Source organism: Microcoleus sp. B3-D7 (assembly GCF_036705305.1).
Taxonomy (GTDB): Bacteria; Cyanobacteriota; Cyanobacteriia; order Cyanobacteriales; family Microcoleaceae; genus Microcoleus.
Genome location: NZ_JAUBUE010000001.1, coordinates 1 through 20664 on the forward strand (window position 1 = coordinate 1; position 20664 = coordinate 20664).

Genomic DNA, 20664 nt, shown 5'->3' on the forward strand with positions numbered 1-20664 from the left:
GCGACGAGGAATTTCCAATTCGATTAACTGACCTGAAATCGGTAAATCTCGAATCAAGATTGTCCGAATCTGATGGACTTCATCTGTGGACTTTTGACAGTGAGGACAAGTAGCATAATCCGTCAAAAAACCCACTTTTAAAATTGTTTTTCTATCATTTTTAATACATCTTTCTATCGTAATGTGTGGCAAATTGAGTAATCCGTCAAGATGGAAATCCATGAGCTTAGCCTCTAGCATAAAGTTCCTATATTATACAGTTTCCACCGCCAACCCAGAAGAGCCGTTCTATCCTCGGGTTCGCCACCAACGCGATCGGGCGGAACGTCAACCACTCGATTGCCAATTGCAGGCAATCCATTATCAGCAGCACCCCGATCGTTGGTGTATTCCAGAGAAACTGTCAAGTCGGCGCGATTGCTAATTTTCCAGGTCAGCGTCGGTGCAATAAAGAACCGCTGATTGTCTTGGTTAAAGCCCCGATAACTATCACTTGTTTGGTACAATCCGTTGACGCGGTAAAGCAGGCTTCGATCTGAGGTTAAGGGGCCGGAGATGTCAAACCGGGGCCGGACAAAACTCCGGTTTCCCAGTTGCAGTTCTGCTTCGTATAAAGGTTCTGACAGCGGTTGTTTTGATACTAAGTTAATTAAACCCCCTGGTTGAATCTCGCCGTACAAAATTGAAGCTGGCCCTTTCAGAACTTCAACGCGATCGAGGTTGGCGACTTCTGGAAAAGACTGATAATTACCATATCGCCTGAAACCATCTCGCAAGACAGGGGCATTGTCAAAACCCCGAAGCCCGAATGTGGTGCCGCGGCCTGTCAAATCTGATCCCAATGCGACACCGCTAACGTTGCGGAGTGCTTCATCTAAGCGGGTGACTTGTTGATCTTCGATCACTTGTTGAGGTACTACTTGAATCGATTGAGGAATATCTCGAATTGGCGTATCGGTGCGGGTGGCGGAGGAGGCATTGGGGATGCGATAGGGAGTTGCTCGTCTGGCTGTTACTATGATTTGAATGTCTTCTTTTGCGCTGGGAGTCACGCCCAAAACTAAACCCCGATCGCTATTTACTACCGAAGCCTCCGGTGCTGCTTTTATTCCTGTTACACTCACCCGGATGCGATTACCATCCAACTGAGTTACTGTTACCTCTTCAATTCCTTCATCGGGATTAGAGGCGCGAAATTCCCCACCCTCCGGTAGTGCTAGTTGGGCATTTTCGATGTCCGCGATCGCGCTTTTCCCCTCGATTCTGGTTGTAGCTTGCAGCACTTGTCCTTCGGGTGTCTCTAGAATTACCTCTAAACCGCTTGCAATTGTGTTCAATCGCACACCTGTTACTTGTACGACTGATTGAGAGATTTGCACAGTCTCGTCCAAACTTGTAAAACTCCGTACCGACGGACGCAATAGCCCTTGGGCGCTGGTGCTGGGTTGTTCTATTTCGCCCACTTTTGGTATTTCGGCTGTTGGCACTAATGGCTGTGCTGCTGTCGGTTCAATATTAGGAGTAGGGCGATCGGGGCGATCGCGGTCGTACTCTGGAGCAACAGTCAAGTCAGAATTAGGTTTTTGATCTAGGTTTTCTGTATCGTGCTTGACTTCCAACTCCTCCCCTGCCTGCCCTGGCTGCGTCGCCATCAGGCATAGCAGCCCTGCCAACCCCAAACCACCAATCAATCGATACCACTTATTTGTTGCACTCATCCCACCGAATCCTCACTCTAAAACAGCCAGAGATTTTGCAGACCTCATATTGGGAGCGATCCTCTTAGAATCAGCTAACTGCTAATAATTTTCAATTAGATTACTGGAAACTACATCAGCTTTGGAAGGGCAAATGTTCTCGAAACGGAATTGTTTGTTCTTCAAACGGAACTTTTTCGGTTTTGGGTCAAATATTGATGAGGACTGACGCCAAACTGTTTCCGAAACGCTGTGTAAAATGAACTGCGGCTGGCATAGCCGATCGCTTTTGCCACCTGATTCACGTTCATCTCACCGATTGTGAGCAATTGCTGTGCCAGTTCCATCCGGTAATGATGCAAACAGCTCATAGCTGTCATGCCGAACACCTGACGAAAGCCCCGCTTCAGTGTGCAGTCATTCATTCCAACCTGGTGTGCCAGTTCAATCAGCGAAGGAGGTCGATCGAGACGACGCAGTAAAATATCCTTTGCCTCACAAATTTTCTCAATCTCAGGCGATCGCAATACATTCACCCGAGCCGACAGTTGACTCACCAGGGCAACTTGCTCCAAGCGCAGCGCCACCAGTTCCAATGCTTTGCCTTCTAAATAAATTTGCCGCAGGGTACCCTGATAGGAACACTCCAAAATTTGGCCTAACACCCTCTGCATCGCAGGAGTGGTCAGACTTACGAGTACCTGCCCCAACTCATGAAGCGCCTCTGGGGAAAGCACCTGCGTTCTCGCTTTGTATGCGGCTGGCAACATTGATGGCATCGTTGTATGGCTCAACACCTCACTTATTGCTAGTTGTGGAGTAGGAGGAACGTGACCAAAGGTGTAAAGATAAATCTGCTCAAAGAATCTCTGTGATAGTTGTTGCAAGGGTGGAGGCATTTGTCCCAGGAAACATTGGAAGTAGCGATCTAAGCGGGGTGGCGTAATGAACACCTCGACCAAACAACACCGGGGTCCGGCTTCTACCCGATTGGTGCCGCTATTGCCCAAGTGCAGCTTGATACAATTGCTGCCAGCATCCATTCCAGTCAGATTGAATTCAAACTCCAGAGACGTACAGTATATCTGACTGTTGAGGGGGAGGTTGCGTTTAAATTCATGGTCAACGATCACCAGCCAGAGTCCATCCCCCAACTCAATTTCCTGCACATACCCATCCCCATCACTGTCCCGCATTCTCCAGATAATGTCTGAGGAGTCAGCATGAAACAGTTGCAGCCCTGCTGAGGTGCTGCGCTCGAAGAATTCACCCATGTGCCGGGGAGACAGAACTGCCATCGCTTTAGAACCTTTACCTACTAAGCTATAAGGCTAGAGGCTATATGAAAACGTTTCATAATTAAACCTCACACACCACTAAATCAATTTGAATAGAAATCATGAAATTTATTCCAGGATTACGGTTTTTCTGCTGTCACTAAAAGACCTAATAGTTGCTTCGAGCTACGAAGGTTGGTAAACCCAATTTGGGTCAACCATTCTAAAATCGTTGGCGGAGGCCAAATGCGTCCGCCACAAGTCACGTAGTAGATTAGAGAAAATAAACTAATTGGTGAACTCAGTTTGCCCCGATCGCCTGGATGAAATACATCATTATTAATAATTACGCTGCAGCCCGATACACCACACACCGGTAATATTTTTGGCCTGCTACGCAATTAGTAAGGGTCGCGGTCAACAAGCCAGCAGTTTATTGCGAATATTTTGCAGTAACTAGCTCACAATAAAATAACTCTGCTGCCAATGTCAAGTAAATATGCAACTTGTTTGTTCATACAGCCTATTCCAGGTTTATGAAGTGCAGTAGGGACACGGGTCCGGCCGTGTCCCTACGAGGATCGAACGATAGGCGGGGTCTACTTCATAAACGTGGAATCTGCTGTAAGTAGCGAGGACTTGAGCTATAAGCTTCGGACTTAAGTCTTGGAACAGCCTTTCGGCTTAAGTTGACATCTCGTCGTCGGCTCGATCTAATCAAGAACTAATATTAATAAGCTCTGGCGACTGAAGCGAGAAAAACTTTTTGAGGAGGAACATCGATCGAGCGCTCGAACCCCGCTGGACCTGACTCGCCGGGAAGTCCCCACCTAACATTCCTATAGGTGGGGACTTCCCGGCGGTTTTGTTAAAACTTAAAATAGTGTGCAGAATAACGGACTTGTACCTAAAGACAGACGAAAATATCGCTACCCCAACATAAAGGCTTTGTCTATGCAGCCAATTCGCACATTTAACGTTTCCCCGTCGCTACCGACAATTCTCGAACCCCTACGCAAGCTTGCCTACAACTTGCACTGGGACTGGAACGTCGATACCAAAGACCTCTTCCGCCGCCTCGATCGAGACCTCTGGGACTCCAGCAACCAAAACCCGGTGCTGATGCTCGGAACCATATCTCAAGAGCGACTGCAAGAAATGGCAGAAGACGAAGGCTTCATTGCCCAAATGAACCGAGCAGCCCAGCAGTTAGACGATTATCTCAAAAACCGCGCCTGGTACCGCAAACAGCGCGGCACCGAGCAGCAAGAATGCTACGCTTACTTTTCGATGGAATTCGGCTTAGTTAAAGCCCTACCCATCTATTCCGGCGGTTTGGGCGTGCTCGCAGGCGACCACCTCAAATCAGCTAGCGATTTGGGCTTGCCCTTAGTCGGTGTCGGCTTGCTATACCAAGAAGGTTATTTTTCGCAGTATCTCAACGCCGACGGCTGGCAGCAAGAACGCTATCCGCTCAACGATTTCTACAATATGCCGCTGCACCCAGAACGCAATCCCGACGGTTCGGAATTGCGGATTGAGGTAGACTATCCCGGCCGCAAGGTGTACGCCCGGATTTGGCGAGTACAAGTGGGAACGGTTCCTTTGTACCTAATGGATACAAATATTGAACCTAACAGCCGCTACGACCAAGATATTAGCGACCAACTGTATGGCGGTGATAAAACTCTGCGGATGCACCAAGAAATCATGCTGGGCATCGGCGGCGTGAAAATGCTCAAGGCATTGGGGCTGACAGTTACTGCTTATCACATGAATGAAGGCCACGCGGCTTTCATGGCTTTGGAACGCATTCGGATGCTGATGGAGGAATATCACCTGAGTTTCGTAGAAGCGGAACAGGTGGTGGTTTCGAGCAGTATGTTTACGACTCACACGCCGGTACCTGCTGGGTTTGACTTGTTCGAGCCGGATATGGTGATGCACTATCTGAGTCAGTATCCCAAGATGTTTGGCTTGTCGCAAGATGAGTTTTTAGGATTGGGCAGGGAGAATACTGCGGATTTGTCCGCACCTCTGAATATGGCAATTTTGGCAATTAAAATGTCGAGTTTTGTCAACGGGGTGGCGGCTTTGCACGGTGTGGTGTCGCGCCCGATGTTTCAGGGTTTGTGGCCGGGTTTGCCGCAGGAAGAAGTACCGATTACTTCAATTACCAACGGGGTGCACGCTCGCAGTTGTGTGGCGAAGTCTACTCAGGAGTTGTACGATCGATACCTTGGCCCGGACTGGGAAATGACAGGTAAGGACGATCGTCTCTGGGACAGGCTTTCGTCGATTCCTGATGAGGAACTGTGGCGCAATCACGAACGCTGTCGATCGGAGTTGGTGGTGTTCGCGCGGGAGTGGCTGCAAAAGACTTTGCGCGAGCGCGGTGCTGCCCAAACGGAAATCGAACACGCGCGGGAAGCTCTCAATCCGAAGGTGCTGACGATCGGGTTTGCCCGTCGCTTTGCTACTTACAAGCGGGCGACGCTATTTTTGCGCGATGTCGATCGAATTATGCGGATCATGCGCGATCAAAATCGCCCGGTGCAGTTTGTGATTGCTGGGAAGGCTCACCCGATGGATATTCCGGGTAAAGAATTGATTCGGGATATCGTTCACTTCATCCGCGAGCACGAGACGATGAGCTCGATGGTGTTTTTACCGAACTACGACATTAACGTTGCTCGGATGATGGTTTCTGGATGTGATGTGTGGCTGAATACGCCACGCCGCCCGCGTGAAGCTTCCGGTACTTCCGGGATGAAAGCTTCGATGAATGGTTTGCCGAATCTGAGCATTCTTGACGGATGGTGGGATGAGGCTGATTATGTTCGTACCGGTTGGCCGATCGGACATGGGGAGTTTTACGAAGATACTAAGTATCAGGATGAGGTCGAGGCGAATGCTTTGTACGACTTGATGGAAAAAGAAGTTGTACCGCTGTTTTACAACCGGGATGCTGATGGAATTCCCCGCGGTTGGACGGAGAAAATGAAGGATTCGATTCGCTTGAATTGTCCTTTGTTCAATACTGCTCGGATGGTGAAGGATTACGCGCGGCGGGCATATTTCCCAGTGAGCGATCGCTACCATACCATGACTTCGGATAATTGCGCTCCCGCCAAGGAGTTGTCTCACTGGAAGAAGCACGTTCTCGCGAAGTGGAAGGATATTAAGATTGAGGCTGTTGATATTTCCCAGGATAAGGAAGTTAAGGTCAATCAGTCGATCTCTGTTAAATCTCGGATTAATCTGATGGGATTGACGCCTGCGGACGTGCAAGTTGAACTTTATCAAGGCTCCGTTGATGCTAACGGCGATATCATTGGTGGCGTGCCGGTGGTGATGGAGTATTTGGGAGAAGATTCTAACAATGCTAGCCTTTATACGGCTGACATTACTTATACTTCTAGTGGTTTGCAAGGTTTGTCGTTGCGGGTTTTGCCGAAGCACGATAATCTCAGCAGTCCTTATGAAGCTGGCGTGATTCTCTGGGCACATTAAAGGAAGTTCGGCAACGGATTCGCTCGACGGATGTAACGGATGTAACGGATGGAAGGAAGAGGGAATCAGGAATCAGGAAGATTTTACCTATTCTCCCCCTCTCCCACTCTCCCACTCTCCCACTCCCTCTCTGCTTATCTTCCTTGGGGGATGACTATGTAGCCGGTTGTGCAATGATCGCCCAATACCAAACTCCGCTCTATTTCCTAGTACCACCAGTGACCGCGTATATAAGCGTACAGCAAGGAATCTCGCTGGTCTTCTAAGGCTTTGAGGGTGGCAAAACTGGTGGAAATTTCGGGGAGGTTTGAACCACGGATGAACGCTGATTTTTATGCAGGATGTTTGCGAAATTCCGACTTGGTTCGAGGATTGATCAATATCTACAATATACGGGCAAAATTTCATTAATTAGAGTTGAGATTCTGCCCGTTTTCCTTTTTTGTGGCTTTGCTGAATACAGGTATAAATTCAAAATTTCGGAATTTTTATAAGCCCAGCCGGGTGAGTTTTGTAACATCAAGCGAAAAGTTGATTCATACCGTGACTCAGCAAAGCCCAGAATCTATATCCCTCAATATGAAATCCGCCGAACAAAATAGTGGTTCCACAAGAGTCACACTTTTTCACACTGCGATTTCATAAAATTGAAGGAAGCCTTGATACACCTCTAGTTGAGGTTATTTAGCAACACCCGCTGGCTGCTGACGGTTTCGCACTTCCAGAAAAATCAACAAAGCATTAACATCAGCCGGATTTACCCCACCAATTCGGGCAGCTTGGCCAATAGTCAGCGGTTTCACCTTAGCCAACTTTTCCCGCGATTCTTTGGAGAGAGTTGTAATTGCCATGTAATCTAAATCTGCGGGCAATTGTCGGCGTTCGTGTTTGGCAATGTCATCGATTTGATTTTGCTGTCTTTGCAGGTAGCCGGAATATTTGATGTCAATTTCTGCACCATCTTTCTCAGCCAACTTCAGACTAGAATTGCCTAAGTTGTAGCGTTCCAAATCCACATAATGAAAGCCAGGACGACGCAACAAATCAGCCAGAGTAATTGAACCTTTAATCGCTTGTTGAGTGTCTGCAAAAATTGCCTTGCCTACTTCCTCGTGCTCTTTCACCCGCGTCGAGTACAAGCGTTCCTTCTCTGCCACAATATTAGCTTGTTTGCGATCGAACAACTCCCACCGGCGATCGTCAATCAAACCAATTTCCCGTCCTAGCGGCGTCAAGCGTTGGTCAGCATTGTCCGATCGCAATAATAGCCGATATTCCGATCGCGAAGTCAACATCCGGTAAGGTTCCCGCAAATCCTTCGTACACAAATCATCGATCAAAGTGCCGATATAACTTTGCTCGCGAGGAAACACAATCATCTCCTGATTTTTCGCAAACCTGGCTGCATTAATCCCCGCTACGAGCCCCTGTGCAGCCGCCTCCTCATATCCAGTTGTACCGTTCACCTGACCCGCGCAAAACAGCCCTTCAATCTTCTTAGTCATCAGCGTTGGAAAGCACTGAGTAGCCGGCAAATAATCGTACTCCACAGCATAAGCAGGGCGCATCATCTCGCACTTTTCCAAACCCGGAAGAGTCCGCAGCATTTGCAATTGCAAATTTTCTGGTAAACCAGTAGAAAAACCTTGGATATAAAGTTCAGGAATATCTCTACCTTCCGGTTCAATAAAAATCTGGTGACTTTCCTTATCGGCAAACCGTACAATCTTATCTTCAATACTCGGACAATAGCGCGGTCCCTTAGCATCAACCCAGCCGCCGTAGACTGGAGAAAGATGCAAGTTGTCTCTAATTAACTGATGAGTAGCTGGCGTAGTTCGAGTCAAATAACAAGGCATTTGTTCCCGTTCGATCCAAACTTCTGGATCGAAACTAAACCAGCGAACCTCTGCATCTCCCGGCTGCGGTTCTAGGTTGGTATAATCCAGAGTACGCTTGTCAACTCTTGCCGGAGTTCCTGTTTTTAACCTGCCTGTTTCAAAGCCCAAACGATTGAGAGTTTCCGTCAAGCCAACGGCGGCAAATTCTCCCGCACGTCCGGCGGGCATCGACTTATTGCCCACCCAAATCGTGCCACCTAAAAAAGTGCCTGTAGTCAGAATTACTGCTTTGCATTCAAAAGCGACGCCGAAGTATGTTTCTACTCCGATTACTTCTTCGTTTTTGCCCAAAACTAAGTCTGTTACCATCGCTTCCCGGATGGTTAAATTTTCTTGATTTTCGACAATATTATTCATTACAGCGGCGTATTCCCGCTTGTCAGTTTGTGCTCGCAGGGCCCACACTGCGGGGCCTCTCGAAGCGTTAAGGACGCGCTTTTGTAAATAGGTGCGATCGGCCATTTTGCCAATTTCCCCGCCTAACGCATCAACTTCGTTAGTAAGTTGGGTTTTAGCCGGGCCGCCGACAGCAGGATTGCAAGGTTGCCACGCAATTTTGTCGAGGTTGAGGGTGAGGAGAAGGGTGCGACAGCCGAGGCGAGAAGTGGCGAGGGCGGCTTCGCAGCCGGAGTGTCCGCCACCTACTACGATGATGTCGAAACTGTCTTGGAATTGTACTGGAGTTTGTGCGGTCATTCGATTTTAGATTTTAGATTTTAGATTTTAGATTGAATAATAGACATCTGGCAAAATTAGGTTTTAGTTTCCTTAATTAAAACTCTTCCTCTCCCTTAGTGTAGCTGTTTTCTTCAAACATCGATGTTAATCCAGTAATTTTTACGGGGGGTCGATCTTTGAATTCTACGACAAATGACAACTCCCCACCCATTGCCGCGATATAACTTTGCAAAGTAGATACCAACAAATCCGCACGGCGTTCGAGCCGCGAGACATTTTCTTGACGCATATTTAATAATTCTGCCATGCGAATCTGAGTCAATTTCCTTGCTTTTCGTAAGTCTTGCAATGTCATTTCTTCAGCCATTAATTCAACCGATCGCTTTTCGACTATTGCTCGTTGTTCGGGAGGCAAATTCTCCATAATAGTCTTCAGGCTAATTGTCATCTGTTTCTGGCCCCATTAATTTATTCAAATGACCGGTAAATCTACTATCTGCTATCTTAATTTGAGTAAATTATGCCTTACATAGCATATTATAGGCAATAGTCGATCGAATAACAATATTTATCTGCACCCTTCGCGTCTTCGCAGTTCAATCATTCCGTACAATTGCAGTTTTGCGCTATGTTAGACAAAAAAATCTCAACAAGCGTACACAAGTGAAATACTTCTTCTTATCTGACGGCTGGAAAGTAGGGCGCGTCTGGGGGGTAGGTGGCGAGTGGAGTCACGCCGCCTGGAGGCGGGCGCCGGACATCCAACAGCTCAACCTCTGTCTTTCCGATCGCAACGAAAAAATGTGGCTCTACCGGGTAGAAGACGCCGTACTTATGGTAGAAGTCCAACCAGCAGTCCGTCCCGATCCCGCCGATCCTGCCAAAAATATCGGCAACGTTACCCTCACCAGACTGATCGATGCCGAGCAAGTCCTCGAACGCCTCGGGACGATCGCCGCCCGCTGCGAAATGGGCAACCCGCAACTAATGTAATGCTCAACATATTGCAATCGGTTCTAACACTCGATACACTTCTTTAAATAACTTTCATTTTTATGCCTCCACCTTTGAAGGTAGATGGCAGTCGGCAAAAGGCAGAGTTTAAACCCAGCAGGTAACTGCTGGGGATTCAGAATCTGATTTTTCCGTAAAAATAGACATCATCACTTACACCTTGGAGAACCGCAGTCAATGGGACTACCCTGGTATCGCGTACACACAGTCGTCTTAAATGACCCAGGCCGATTGATTTCTGTACACTTAATGCACACAGCCCTCGTGGCAGGTTGGGCCGGCTCAATGGCCCTTTATGAACTAGCAGTTTTTGATCCCACAGACCCAGTTCTGAACCCGATGTGGCGTCAAGGGATGTTCGTGTTGCCCTTCATGACTCGCTTGGGAGTTACGGGTTCTTGGGGCGGTTGGAGCATCACTGGCGAAGGTAACGTCGATCCGGGCTTCTGGTCCTTTGAAGGCGTCGCCGTCGCTCACATCGTCCTCTCGGGCCTGCTGTTCTTAGCAGCAGTTTGGCACTGGGTATTCTGGGACTTAGAACTTTTCAGAGACCCTCGCACCGGTGAACCAGCCCTCGACTTGCCAAAAATGTTTGGCATTCACCTGTTCCTCTCCGGCTTGCTCTGCTTCGGCTTCGGCGCATTTCACCTTTCGGGACTTTTTGGCCCGGGAATGTGGGTGTCCGACCCTTACGGCTTGACCGGTCACGTCCAGCCAGTGGCGCCTTCTTGGGGCCCTGAAGGCTTCGATCCGTTCAATCCGGGCGGCATCGTGGCTCACCACATTGCAGCGGGCGTAGTCGGCGTAATTGCCGGTTTGTTCCACTTGACAGTGCGGCCGCCGGAACGTCTTTACAAAGCCCTGCGGATGGGGAATATCGAAACTGTACTTTCTAGCAGTATCGCTGCCGTGTTCTTTGCAGCCTTTGTGGTTGCGGGTACGATGTGGTACGGTTCTGCTGCAACTCCGATCGAACTTTTTGGCCCGACTCGCTATCAGTGGGACAGTGGCTATTTCCAACAAGAAATCGATCGCAGAGCTCAAGCTAGCTTGGCCGGTGGCCAAAGCTTCCAAGAAGCTTACGAACAAATTCCCGAAAAACTGGCTTTCTACGACTACGTGGGCAACTCTCCTGCTAAAGGCGGTTTGTTCCGGGCCGGCGCGATGGTCAATGGCGACGGTATTGCTAAATCTTGGCTGGGCCATCCAGTATTTACTGACAGCGAAGGTCGGGTATTGTCGGTTCGCCGTCTCCCCAACTTCTTTGAAACTTTCCCAGTAATTTTGACGGACAAAGATGGGGTCGTTCGTGCTGACATCCCCTTCCGCCGTGCTGAATCAAAATACAGCTTTGAACAAAGCGGAGTTACCGTCAGCTTCTACGGCGGCGAACTTAACGGTCAAACCTTTAATAATCCTCTAGATGTTAAGCAGTTTGCTCGCGCTGCTCAAAAAGGTGAAGTATTTGAATTCGATCGCGAAACCTTGAACTCTGACGGGGTGTTCCGCACTTCGACTCGCGGTTGGTTCACTTTCGGACACGTTTGCTTTGCTTTGCTATTCTTCTTCGGCCATATCTGGCACGGTTCTCGGACAATCTTCCGCGACGTGTTTGCTGGAGTTGAGGCTGACCTGGAAGAACAAGTCGAGTGGGGCCTGTTCCAAAAACTGGGCGACGTGACCACCAGAAGACAAGAACCTCTCTAAATTTCGCCAGCCTCTGGGTAGAGGGGAAACTTCCCCGCTACACAAAAACCCGGTTTCTTGAAGAAACCGGGTTTTTTTAGTTAATAATAAAACCAACAATTAAGATAAAATAATACGGCAAGGGAAGATAGGGAAAATTTAACATGGAAAGTGTTGCTTACATTTTGATTCTGGCTTTAGCCATAGGCGTACTATTTTTTGCGATCGCCTTTCGGGAACCTCCCCGGATTGGCAAATAATTAGCTATACGCCTGCGGCAAGTCCAAAATATCCTGAACCGGACTGCGGTTAGCCCGCATCATAAGTGATCCTCTTCGAGGGCTGCGCTAACGAATTTGGTGCGGGACGATTTTACCGCTGTTTGCTAAGTTATTTTTCTAGTCCAGCCATTCATCAGACCCCAGGCGGTTAGATGAATGGCAATTTGCTGGCAATGTCTGTTAAACTCAGCAATCATGCGCTGTTCCTCCTGCCAACACACAAATAGTCGCGTTCTAGAATCGCGTTCAGCCGAATCAGGTCAAAGCATCCGTCGGCGGCGTGAGTGTTTGAGCTGCCAGCACCGCTTCACAACTTACGAACGCATAGAATTTGTGCCGATTACGGTGATCAAGCGGGACGGCAAGCGCGAATCTTTTGATAGGTCAAAATTAGTTAGGGGATTGATTCGGGCCTGCGAAAAAACAGGTTTGTCTTCCGGGCATCTAGAAACTCTGGCAGAAGAAATTGAGGCGCAACTCCAAGGTCGATCGCTCCGAGAAATCGCCAGTTCAGAAATAGGGGAACTGGTGCTGTTGCACCTGCGCCCGCTCAGTGAAGTTGCTTATGTCCGTTTTGCCTCCGTATATCGGCAATTTCGAGGCATCCGAGATTTTGTAGATACTCTAAATCACCTTCAGAATCCCCTCAACGAAGCTGAAGTTACAGAAACGGGGACAAATTTTGACGCAGATTTGCCGGATGCCGAAGCAGTCGATCGAGAAAGCCCAGCATCCTGCGCTACTCCCAGCTAAGCTCGCTTAAATTAATTTTAAACCAGTATGCGTGTAAGTTATAATAGTCTACTTGACTCGGAATGTTAAGATTAAACGTTTTAACACAGAGTATGGAGTAACAGTAATGGCAAGCGCTGGTGTGCAGTTGCACCTGGCAAAAGTTAGCAAAAACTGACTTTAGTAAAAGATTTTGAAAAAAGTTAATCGCTTTTTCACCAAAATCTCGAATATCTGCCGGCACAAACGAAAAACATGAAGGAGAGAAATCCTAGGAAACTATTCGCATGGTCAATCTCAAAACCACAGTCAAAGACATCGGCTTTACTCACGAAGATTTTGCAGCCCTACTTGATAAATATGACTATCACTTTAGCCCGGGCGATGTAGTAGCGGGTACAGTTTTTAGTATAGAACCGAGGGGCGCTCTGATTGATATCGGTGCTAAAACAGCAGCGTACATTCCCATTCAGGAAATGTCGATCAATCGAGTCGAAAGCCCAGAAGAGGTATTGCAATCAAACGAAACCAGAGAATTTTTCATTCTAACCGATGAAAATGAAGACGGACAATTAACCCTGTCCATTCGGCGCATCGAGTATATGCGGGCGTGGGAAAGAGTGCGACAACTGCAAGCAGAAGATGCCACAGTACGATCGCAAGTATTTGCCACCAACCGCGGCGGCGCACTCGTGAGAATAGAAGGCTTGCGAGGCTTTATTCCCGGTTCTCACATCAGTACCCGCAAACCGAAGGAAGAATTAGTCGCCGAAGAATTACCATTAAAATTCTTAGAGGTAGACGAAGACCGCAACCGCCTAGTGTTGAGTCATCGTCGCGCCTTAGTTGAGCGCAAGATGAACCGCCTCGAAGTCGGGGAAGTCGTCATCGGTACAGTACGCGGTATCAAGCCTTACGGTGCCTTTATCGACATCGGCGGCGTCAGCGGCTTGCTGCACATCTCGGAAATTTCACACGATCACATCGATACGCCTCATAGCGTCTTCAATGTCAACGACGAAGTGAAAGTGATGATCATTGACTTGGATGCCGAGAGGGGCCGGATTTCTCTCTCCACCAAGCAGTTGGAACCGGAACCGGGCGCGATGGTCAAAAATCGCGAATTGGTATACGAAAAAGCTGAGGAAATGGCAGCTAAGTTCCGCGAGAAAATGCTGGCTCAAAAGCAAGCTAAAGCAGGCATAGACATTCCTGTAGACTCCATCGATGGTGATGACCTCTCCGACGAAATACTCGAAGATGTACCCTCAGCAATGGAAGAGGATCTGCCGGAAGTAGCACTGGAAGCAGCACCTGAAGCAGCACCCGAAGCAGCACCCGAAGCAGTATTAGATGTAGAGGAAGAAATCCCTCCTGCGACGGAAGAATAACATCACAGTTAGTGTGATTAAAAGAGGGAAAATTCCCTCTTTTTTTTTATTTATATCGCTCTGTGACTGTTGACTGTGAGTCAAAAAAATGAAAATTGCGCGAATTATTTGTGGGCAGCTTGATACGACTTTACGCCCTACGATGAAGCGCGGATTTGATATCATTCCGAGGCAGCGGGAATTGATATTCGTCATTAGTCATTAGTCATTAGTAGCTGCTGGGTGGTTGACAATTCCCAATTCCCAATTCCCAATTGCCAATTGCCGATTCTTAATTACCGAGATTTAAGATATTACTGTAGACCGATGCACCGATCGCACTTTGAATTAAAAGAAGTGACAGCGCGATCGATCTGCCTAAATAGGCATGGCCTTCATGGTGCTAATTTGTTAAGATTTATAAAGGCAAGAGATATCCGCACAGGTGCAAACTCATCAGAATTCTCACGCCAGAACCAAGCAGACGAGAAAAGTAGACAACCAAATTATTATAAATTTCTTGCCCTGACGCTCAAAGGCAAGTGGATCATGAACATCGCACTATTAAAAGAAAAATTAGAACAGCTCAAAAAACGTCCCAATGCTAGCAAAGGAACGATCGACCAAATAGAAAAATGGTTAATCGGTTCCCACATTTTGCAGAGATTGAGAATTAACCCCTACTACGTCGCAGGGGATACAGTCAAGAATATTAAAAGAATTACTTCGGAATTTCTGCACGGAGTAAAAGCCGGCGCCTTCGACTTGCACTGGGATATTCACTGTCCCCACTGCAACATGATTACAGAAGAATTTAAAGACTTGGCAGACACATCAGAAATGTCTTTTTGCCCGATGTGCGAGCGCGAGTTTAAAATTGATTTGCTCGATCGCGTCGAAGTTACTTTTTCCCTAAACAAAGAAATCGAAGACCCGCAACTGCGGCCCGTCTGCGCTCCCCCTCCCGTACTCCAGAGCAAACTGCAACTGGTAACGCCTTTATACTGCACTGAATCCGAGATTGTCACCTTAGAAGAAGGTAGATACCGCTACTGTTGTCCCCTGACTTTAGCTAAAGGGATTTTAAAGGTTGAAGGCGAAGAAACAGAAGCCATACAAGAAATTAAACTCAAGCAGTTAGCCGGCCCAGATTTTGACAAAAAAGAGCTGGCCGTGCGTCCGGGAAAAGTTAAGCTCGAATTGACTAATACCGAACACAATTTGTCCGGTTTGATTTTGCATTCAGATGAATTGCCCGATGAATTTACAGTAGAACAACTGCCCCTGCGGCTGTCAGGAATGCAACTGCTTCATCACCCGGATTATAAGCGTTTGTTCGGCGATCAAGTAATATCGGAAAGAGAGCGAGTCAAGATTCGGGCGATTACTATTATGTTTACTGATATTACCGGTTCTACCAGAATGTACGAAACACTGGGAGATACTAAAGCTTACAATATTGTGCGCGACCATTTTGAAATTTTCTTTGACTCGATCGAGAAATTTGGCGGTAAAGTCATTAAAACAATCGGCGATGCCGTCATGGCTTCCTTTATCAGCAACGAACAAGCAATTCAGGCAGCAGTCGGTGCTGTGGCTTGTTTCAGAGAGTACAATTTAACTCGCCCGCAAGCAGAGTGGGTTCAAGTCAGAATTGGCATTCACCGAGGTACGGCTTTGCTCGTAAATCTCAATAATTCGATCGACTATTTTGGCTCCACAGTCAACAAAGCCGCCCGCCTTCAAAATCTTTCTAAAAGTGACGAAGTTTCGTTTTCCGAAGATGTTTACAGCGACCAAGCATTTTTGACAGCATTAAAAGCTGCTGGAGTGTCCGAAATTCACAAACGAGTTGAAGATTTAAAAGGGATACAAGGGGCGCAAGTCGCTTATACTGCTAGAATTAATACGGAATCAGTAATCGCGCTGTCGGCTACAGTGGTCGGTGAAAGAAGCTAAGTAGGTAAGCAGATATACTACTTAGTTATTGCCAGCCTCTCGTTGCGATCGTCCCGCCAGCAGATAGAGTGCTTCGATCGCCCTCAGAGCATGGCTGCAAAAGTTTAGCTCATCCTGAAGCGACTGCCGTTATAATGGCAACCTAAGCTCTGATAAAAATAGTCTGAATTAATCAGCCGCACGCTTACCAGATATGTTGGCGGCTCAATAACTGAAGTCGAGGACTTCACATCATGACTTCTCCTCAATTATCTCCAGAAAATACACCCGAATCGATCGCACCACCCGCCCTCGACATCGAACAATCAGCAGCAAAAACCGATGCCCCCTTTCCCATAGTTGGGATTGCCGCCTCAGCAGGAGGGTTGGAAGCATTCACCCAGTTACTGAGCCATTTACCGAGCGATACGGGTATGGCGTTTGTGCTGATTCAGCATTTAGCCCCCGATCACAAAAGTCTGCTGAGCGAGATTCTCGCGAGAACGACGCAAATGCCTGTTAATGAGGTAAAAGACGGCATAGCTGTAGAGCCAAATCAAGTCTACGTTATTCCGCCCAACACCAAGATGGTGCTATCTAACGGCGCGCTGAAACTATCACCCCGCGAGAAGATTTATGGCAAATATATGCCGGGAGATGCGTTTTTTACCTCATTAGCAGTCGATCGCGGACACAAAGCAATCGCCGTAGTATTATCCGGGGGAGACGGAGACGGTTCACTCGGGCTCAACGCCATCAAAGCAGCAGGAGGCATGACTTTTGCTCAATGTCAAGGCACGGCAAAATTCGATAGTATGCCGATTACCGCTGTTGCCACAGGCAATGTCGATTTCGTTCTGCCACCGGAAAAAATTGCCGAGGAATTGGCAAACTATAGTCGCAATCCCCTTCTCACTGGTTCGCTTCACCTAAGAAAAGTTGAGGAATCGCCCGAAGAGGGAGAGGCCTTGGCAAGTATTTTTGCGCTGCTAAAATCGACCACCGGCGTAGATTTCAGCCACTACAAACCCACGACGCTCGCTCGACGCATCCAGCGGCGGATGGTGTTGTACAAGCTCGATAGCTTGGATGATTACGCCCAACACCTCCGACACAATTCGGCTGAAGTCAAAGCTTTATATGAAGAAATCTTGATCCACGTTACCAGTTTCTTCCGTGACCCGGAAGCCTTTGAAAAGTTAAAAGAGCTAGTTTTCCCCACGATCAGCCAAAATAAATCGGCCGAAACTCCGATTCGGATTTGGGTGGCGGGATGTTCGACAGGTGAAGAAGTTTATTCGATCGCCATTTGCTTGTTAGAGTTTTTGGGCGATCGAGCTATCCAGCCACCGATCCAGATTTTTGCCACGGACATTGGCGAACAGGCGATCGGCAAAGCGAGGTCTGGCCTCTACTCAGAAAACCAGATGGTAGATGTTTCACCAGAGCGACGTACTCGCTTCTTTATTGCCCAAGAGGAAGGTAGCTATAGAATCAGCAAGGCAGTCCGCGAACTCTGTATATTTGCCCGACAAGACTTAGGCAGCGACCCGCCTTTTTCCAATCTCGATTTAGTTAGCTGTCGCAATGTGCTGATCTACTTGGGAGAGTCATTACAAAAAAAAGTGATGCCGATTTTCCATTACAGTCTTAACCCAACGGGCTTTCTCCTGTTAGGCACTTCTGAGAGTACCGGAGAATTTTCCTACTTGTTTACTTCAGTGGATAAAAAGTGTAAAGTTTATGCGAAAAATTTGACTGCGAGTCGTCCCACTTTTTCGTTTACGCCGAGTTCCTATCCCGTCGCTAAAGCTGCTCAACAGCAGGGAGCGAATGAAGAAAAATTAATGAATAGCTTTGACTTACAGCGAGCAACTGACCAACTGATTTTGAATCGCTATTCCCCACCAAGTGTGGTAGTCAACGAGCAGATGAAAATCATCCAACTGCGGGGAGACATCGATCCTTACTTGAGAGTGGTAGCCGAAACGCTCGACTTAAACTTGCTGGCTATGGCAAGGGCAGGCTTGCTGGTTGAGCTTCGCACCGCGATTTATCAGGCACAAACGCAGAACGTAACCATTAGGAAAGAAGGGGTATTGCTTGAATCGGGCGGACGATCGAGTCTCGTCAATTTTGAGGTGATGCCCTTCCCGCCACAGGCAGTCGAAGGACGCTACTTTTTGGTGGTATTTGAAGAGGGTTTACCGCCGGTGCTTAACTTCAGCACCCTCCCTTCTAAAAGCTTCGAGCAAGCTGATTTAGTGCGCGAAATTGAGCTGCAGAGGCAGCAACTTGCAGTCGCTAACCAAGAAAAAAATGCCGCTCAAGCCCAACTGCAAGCGGTAATCCAGGCTCAGGAAAGTCTCAACCAAGACCTCAAAGTTGCGAACGAAGAAATCCTATCGAGCAACGAGGAGTTGCAAAGCACCAATGAGGAGTTAGAAACTGCCAAAGAAGAGATTCAAGCCACTAATGAGGAACTTACTACTACTAACGAGGAACTTCGCAGCCGAAATATTGAACAAAGCCTCGTCAATAACGATCTGATAAATTTGCTTTCCAGTATCAATATCCCTATCTTAATGCTGACAAACGATTTACAGATTCGACGTTTTACGCCAACGGCACCGCAAATTTTTAGTCTGATTCCCACAGATGTGGGACGACCCTTTAGCGACATCCGATCGACTCTGAACGCTCCCGACTTGGAACAGATGATTTTGGAGGTGATTGATACTCTCCAGACGAAAGAACAAGAAGTTCAAACTTTATCGGGATATTGGTACAACCTCCGCATTCGTCCTTACCGGACAACGGAAAACCAGATTGACGGTGTGGTCATGGTTTTGATAGATATTGACGCGCTCAAACGCAGTACCAAAACCTTAGAGGCAGCACGAAATTATGCTGAGGCGATCGTGGAAACTGTGCAAACGCCTTTAGTCACGCTAGATGCTAATTTCCGAGTGAATAAAGCAAATCGAGCCTTCTATAAAACGTTTCATGTTTCATCCTCAGAAATAGCGCAATATTCGCTGTTTGAGCTAGGAAACGGGCAGTGGAATATCCCCCAATTACGATGGATATTGGAAGATATTCTCGTTAGCGATGTTCAGCTTAAAAACTTTGAGTTGGATCACGTTTTTGAGCAGATAGGGCAGAAAACTATGCTGCTTAATGCTTATAAACTTCAACAAGAAGACCAAGCTTTAATGATTCTGTTGTCGATCGAGGATATCACCGAGCGCAAGCAGTTGGAGATACTAAGATCGCAGTTATTGGAGCAGGAACAGTTGGCCCGCCAACAAGCAGAAAGTGCTAACCGTGCTAAAGATGAATTTCTCGCGAATCTCTCCCACGAACTCCGCAATCCCCTGACTCCGATCCTGGGATGGGCAAAAATCCTGCGCTCCGGCCAGCTTAACGAAGCAGCGGCTAATCGCGCTCTAGAAGTGATCGAGCGCTGCGCTAGGACGCAATCTCAGTTAATCGAAGATATCCTGGATATTGCCAGGATTACCAGCGGCAAGCTCGCTCTTAATAGCAGTTTGATGGATCTGGTTGTGGTGGTGCAAGCTGCGCTGGATGGGGTTCAATTATCAGCGGAGGCAAAAAATATTCAAGTTGTTTCCCAGTTGAGTGGTGCAACTGTTTTAGGCGATGCTGATAGATTGCAACAAGTTGTGTGGAATCTTCTGTCTAATGCCATTAAGTTTACTCCTGCGGGGGGACGAGTAGAAGTCACGCTGTCGGCGATCGAAAATCAGGCTCAACTTCAAATCAGCGACACGGGAAAAGGCATTCGGGCAGACTGTTTGCCGTATATTTTCGATCGTTTCCGTCAAGTCGATTCCAGCATCACTAAGCGGAATCAAGGGTTAGGATTGGGTTTGTCGATCGTGCGTCACCTGGTAGAATTGCACGGGGGAACTGTACAAGCCGAAAGTCCGGGTGAGGAACAAGGAACTACAATGACTCTGAGATTGCCGCTGCGATTGTTGCCTCCAGAGTTGACATCGGCGATCGATTTAAAGTCAACTGTTTTGGTAGGGCCTTTAAACCCCTCAAATCATGTCGTCCCCTCTCTCGAAGGCTTGCACGTTTTAGTTGTAGACGATCAGATCGATACGCGGGAACTCTTAGAATTTGTACTCGAAAGCTACGGGGCGGAGGTTTCGACGATGGAATCTGCCAGAAGTGCGATCGTTGCTATGAAGGAAAACCCCGCCAGATATGACGTGCTAATCTCGGATATCGGAATGCCAAAGGATGATGGGTATTTCTTAATTCGAGAAGTGCGAGCTCTTGCTGCTGAAGCCGGAGGAGAAATCCCAGCCGTTGCGCTGACTGCTTATGCGAGTGATAAAGAACGCTCTAGAGCGATCCAAGCCGGTTTTCAAATGCATATTTCCAAACCTGTCCCGCCCGATCAAATAGCATTAATAGTTGCCAATTTAGCGGGAAGATCTTAATTGATTAGGAGTTTTGATTGATGATGTTTGAGATTAAATTAGGCAGTTAAAATCTTGTCCCCCCTTATTAAGGGGGGCTAGGGGGGATCGGATTCTACGGGG

At 47.7% G+C, this 20664-nt stretch carries 13 protein-coding genes; 8 read left to right on the top strand and 5 right to left on the bottom strand.

Annotated features, from left to right (window positions below):
- The 3 genes from QUB25_RS00005 to QUB25_RS00015 all read right to left on the bottom strand — a co-directional run.
- A partial coding sequence (locus tag QUB25_RS00005; RefSeq protein WP_333181359.1) for a transposase family protein occupies nt 1–240 on the bottom strand: 240 nt, incomplete at its 3' end.
- On the bottom strand, nt 234–1718 hold the full coding sequence (locus tag QUB25_RS00010; RefSeq protein ID WP_333181361.1) for a TonB-dependent receptor plug domain-containing protein: 1485 nt from the start codon (nt 1716–1718) through the stop codon (nt 234–236). The genes QUB25_RS00005 and QUB25_RS00010, both read right to left, overlap by 7 nt.
- Before the next feature lie 161 nt (nt 1719–1879).
- Nucleotides 1880–2995, bottom strand: coding sequence for an AraC family transcriptional regulator (locus QUB25_RS00015; protein ID WP_333181363.1), 1116 nt, complete (start codon nt 2993–2995; stop codon nt 1880–1882).
- Nucleotides 2996–3928: 933 nt separating this feature from the next.
- Here QUB25_RS00015 and glgP point away from each other — a divergent pair.
- Entirely contained in the window at nt 3929–6487 is a 2559-nt protein-coding gene (gene glgP, locus QUB25_RS00020; protein ID WP_333064828.1) for an alpha-glucan family phosphorylase, read from the top strand.
- A 680-nt stretch (nt 6488–7167) separates the two neighbouring features.
- Here glgP and mnmG read toward each other — a convergent pair.
- Both mnmG and QUB25_RS00030 read right to left on the bottom strand, forming a co-directional pair.
- Nucleotides 7168–9084, bottom strand: a complete 1917-nt coding sequence (mnmG, locus tag QUB25_RS00025) for a tRNA uridine-5-carboxymethylaminomethyl(34) synthesis enzyme MnmG (RefSeq protein ID WP_333181364.1) — start codon at nt 9082–9084, stop codon at nt 7168–7170.
- A gap of 76 nt (nt 9085–9160) precedes the next feature.
- Nucleotides 9161–9514: an XRE family transcriptional regulator gene (locus QUB25_RS00030; RefSeq protein ID WP_333181366.1), complete on the bottom strand. Its 354-nt coding sequence runs from the start codon at nt 9512–9514 to the stop codon at nt 9161–9163.
- 215 nt (nt 9515–9729) lie between these two features.
- On the opposite strand from QUB25_RS00030, the gene QUB25_RS00035 reads away from it, so the two are divergent.
- The 7 genes from QUB25_RS00035 (at nt 9730) to QUB25_RS00065 (ending at nt 20562) form a co-directional block, all read left to right on the top strand.
- Complete coding sequence (locus tag QUB25_RS00035) at nt 9730–10059, top strand: hypothetical protein (protein ID WP_039887994.1); 330 nt, start codon at nt 9730–9732, stop codon at nt 10057–10059.
- 198 nt (nt 10060–10257) lie between these two features.
- Entirely contained in the window at nt 10258–11787 is a 1530-nt protein-coding gene (psbB, locus tag QUB25_RS00040) for a photosystem II chlorophyll-binding protein CP47 (RefSeq protein ID WP_333064826.1), read from the top strand.
- Between the two features lie 143 nt (nt 11788–11930).
- Complete coding sequence (locus tag QUB25_RS00045) at nt 11931–12026, top strand: photosystem II reaction center protein T (protein WP_006635641.1); 96 nt, start codon at nt 11931–11933, stop codon at nt 12024–12026.
- A 216-nt stretch (nt 12027–12242) separates the two neighbouring features.
- On the top strand, nt 12243–12800 hold the full coding sequence (nrdR, locus tag QUB25_RS00050) for a transcriptional regulator NrdR (protein WP_333064824.1): 558 nt from the start codon (nt 12243–12245) through the stop codon (nt 12798–12800).
- Between the two features lie 266 nt (nt 12801–13066).
- Nucleotides 13067–14170: a 30S ribosomal protein S1 gene (locus tag QUB25_RS00055; protein WP_333064823.1), complete on the top strand. Its 1104-nt coding sequence runs from the start codon at nt 13067–13069 to the stop codon at nt 14168–14170.
- Between the two features lie 528 nt (nt 14171–14698).
- Nucleotides 14699–16108: an adenylate/guanylate cyclase domain-containing protein gene (locus QUB25_RS00060; RefSeq protein ID WP_333181368.1), complete on the top strand. Its 1410-nt coding sequence runs from the start codon at nt 14699–14701 to the stop codon at nt 16106–16108.
- Nucleotides 16109–16341: 233 nt separating this feature from the next.
- The gene (locus QUB25_RS00065) at nt 16342–20562 is read left to right on the top strand and encodes a chemotaxis protein CheB (protein ID WP_333181369.1); all 4221 of its coding nucleotides are present in this window, start codon (nt 16342–16344) and stop codon (nt 20560–20562) included.
- Nucleotides 20563–20664 lie beyond the last annotated feature (102 nt).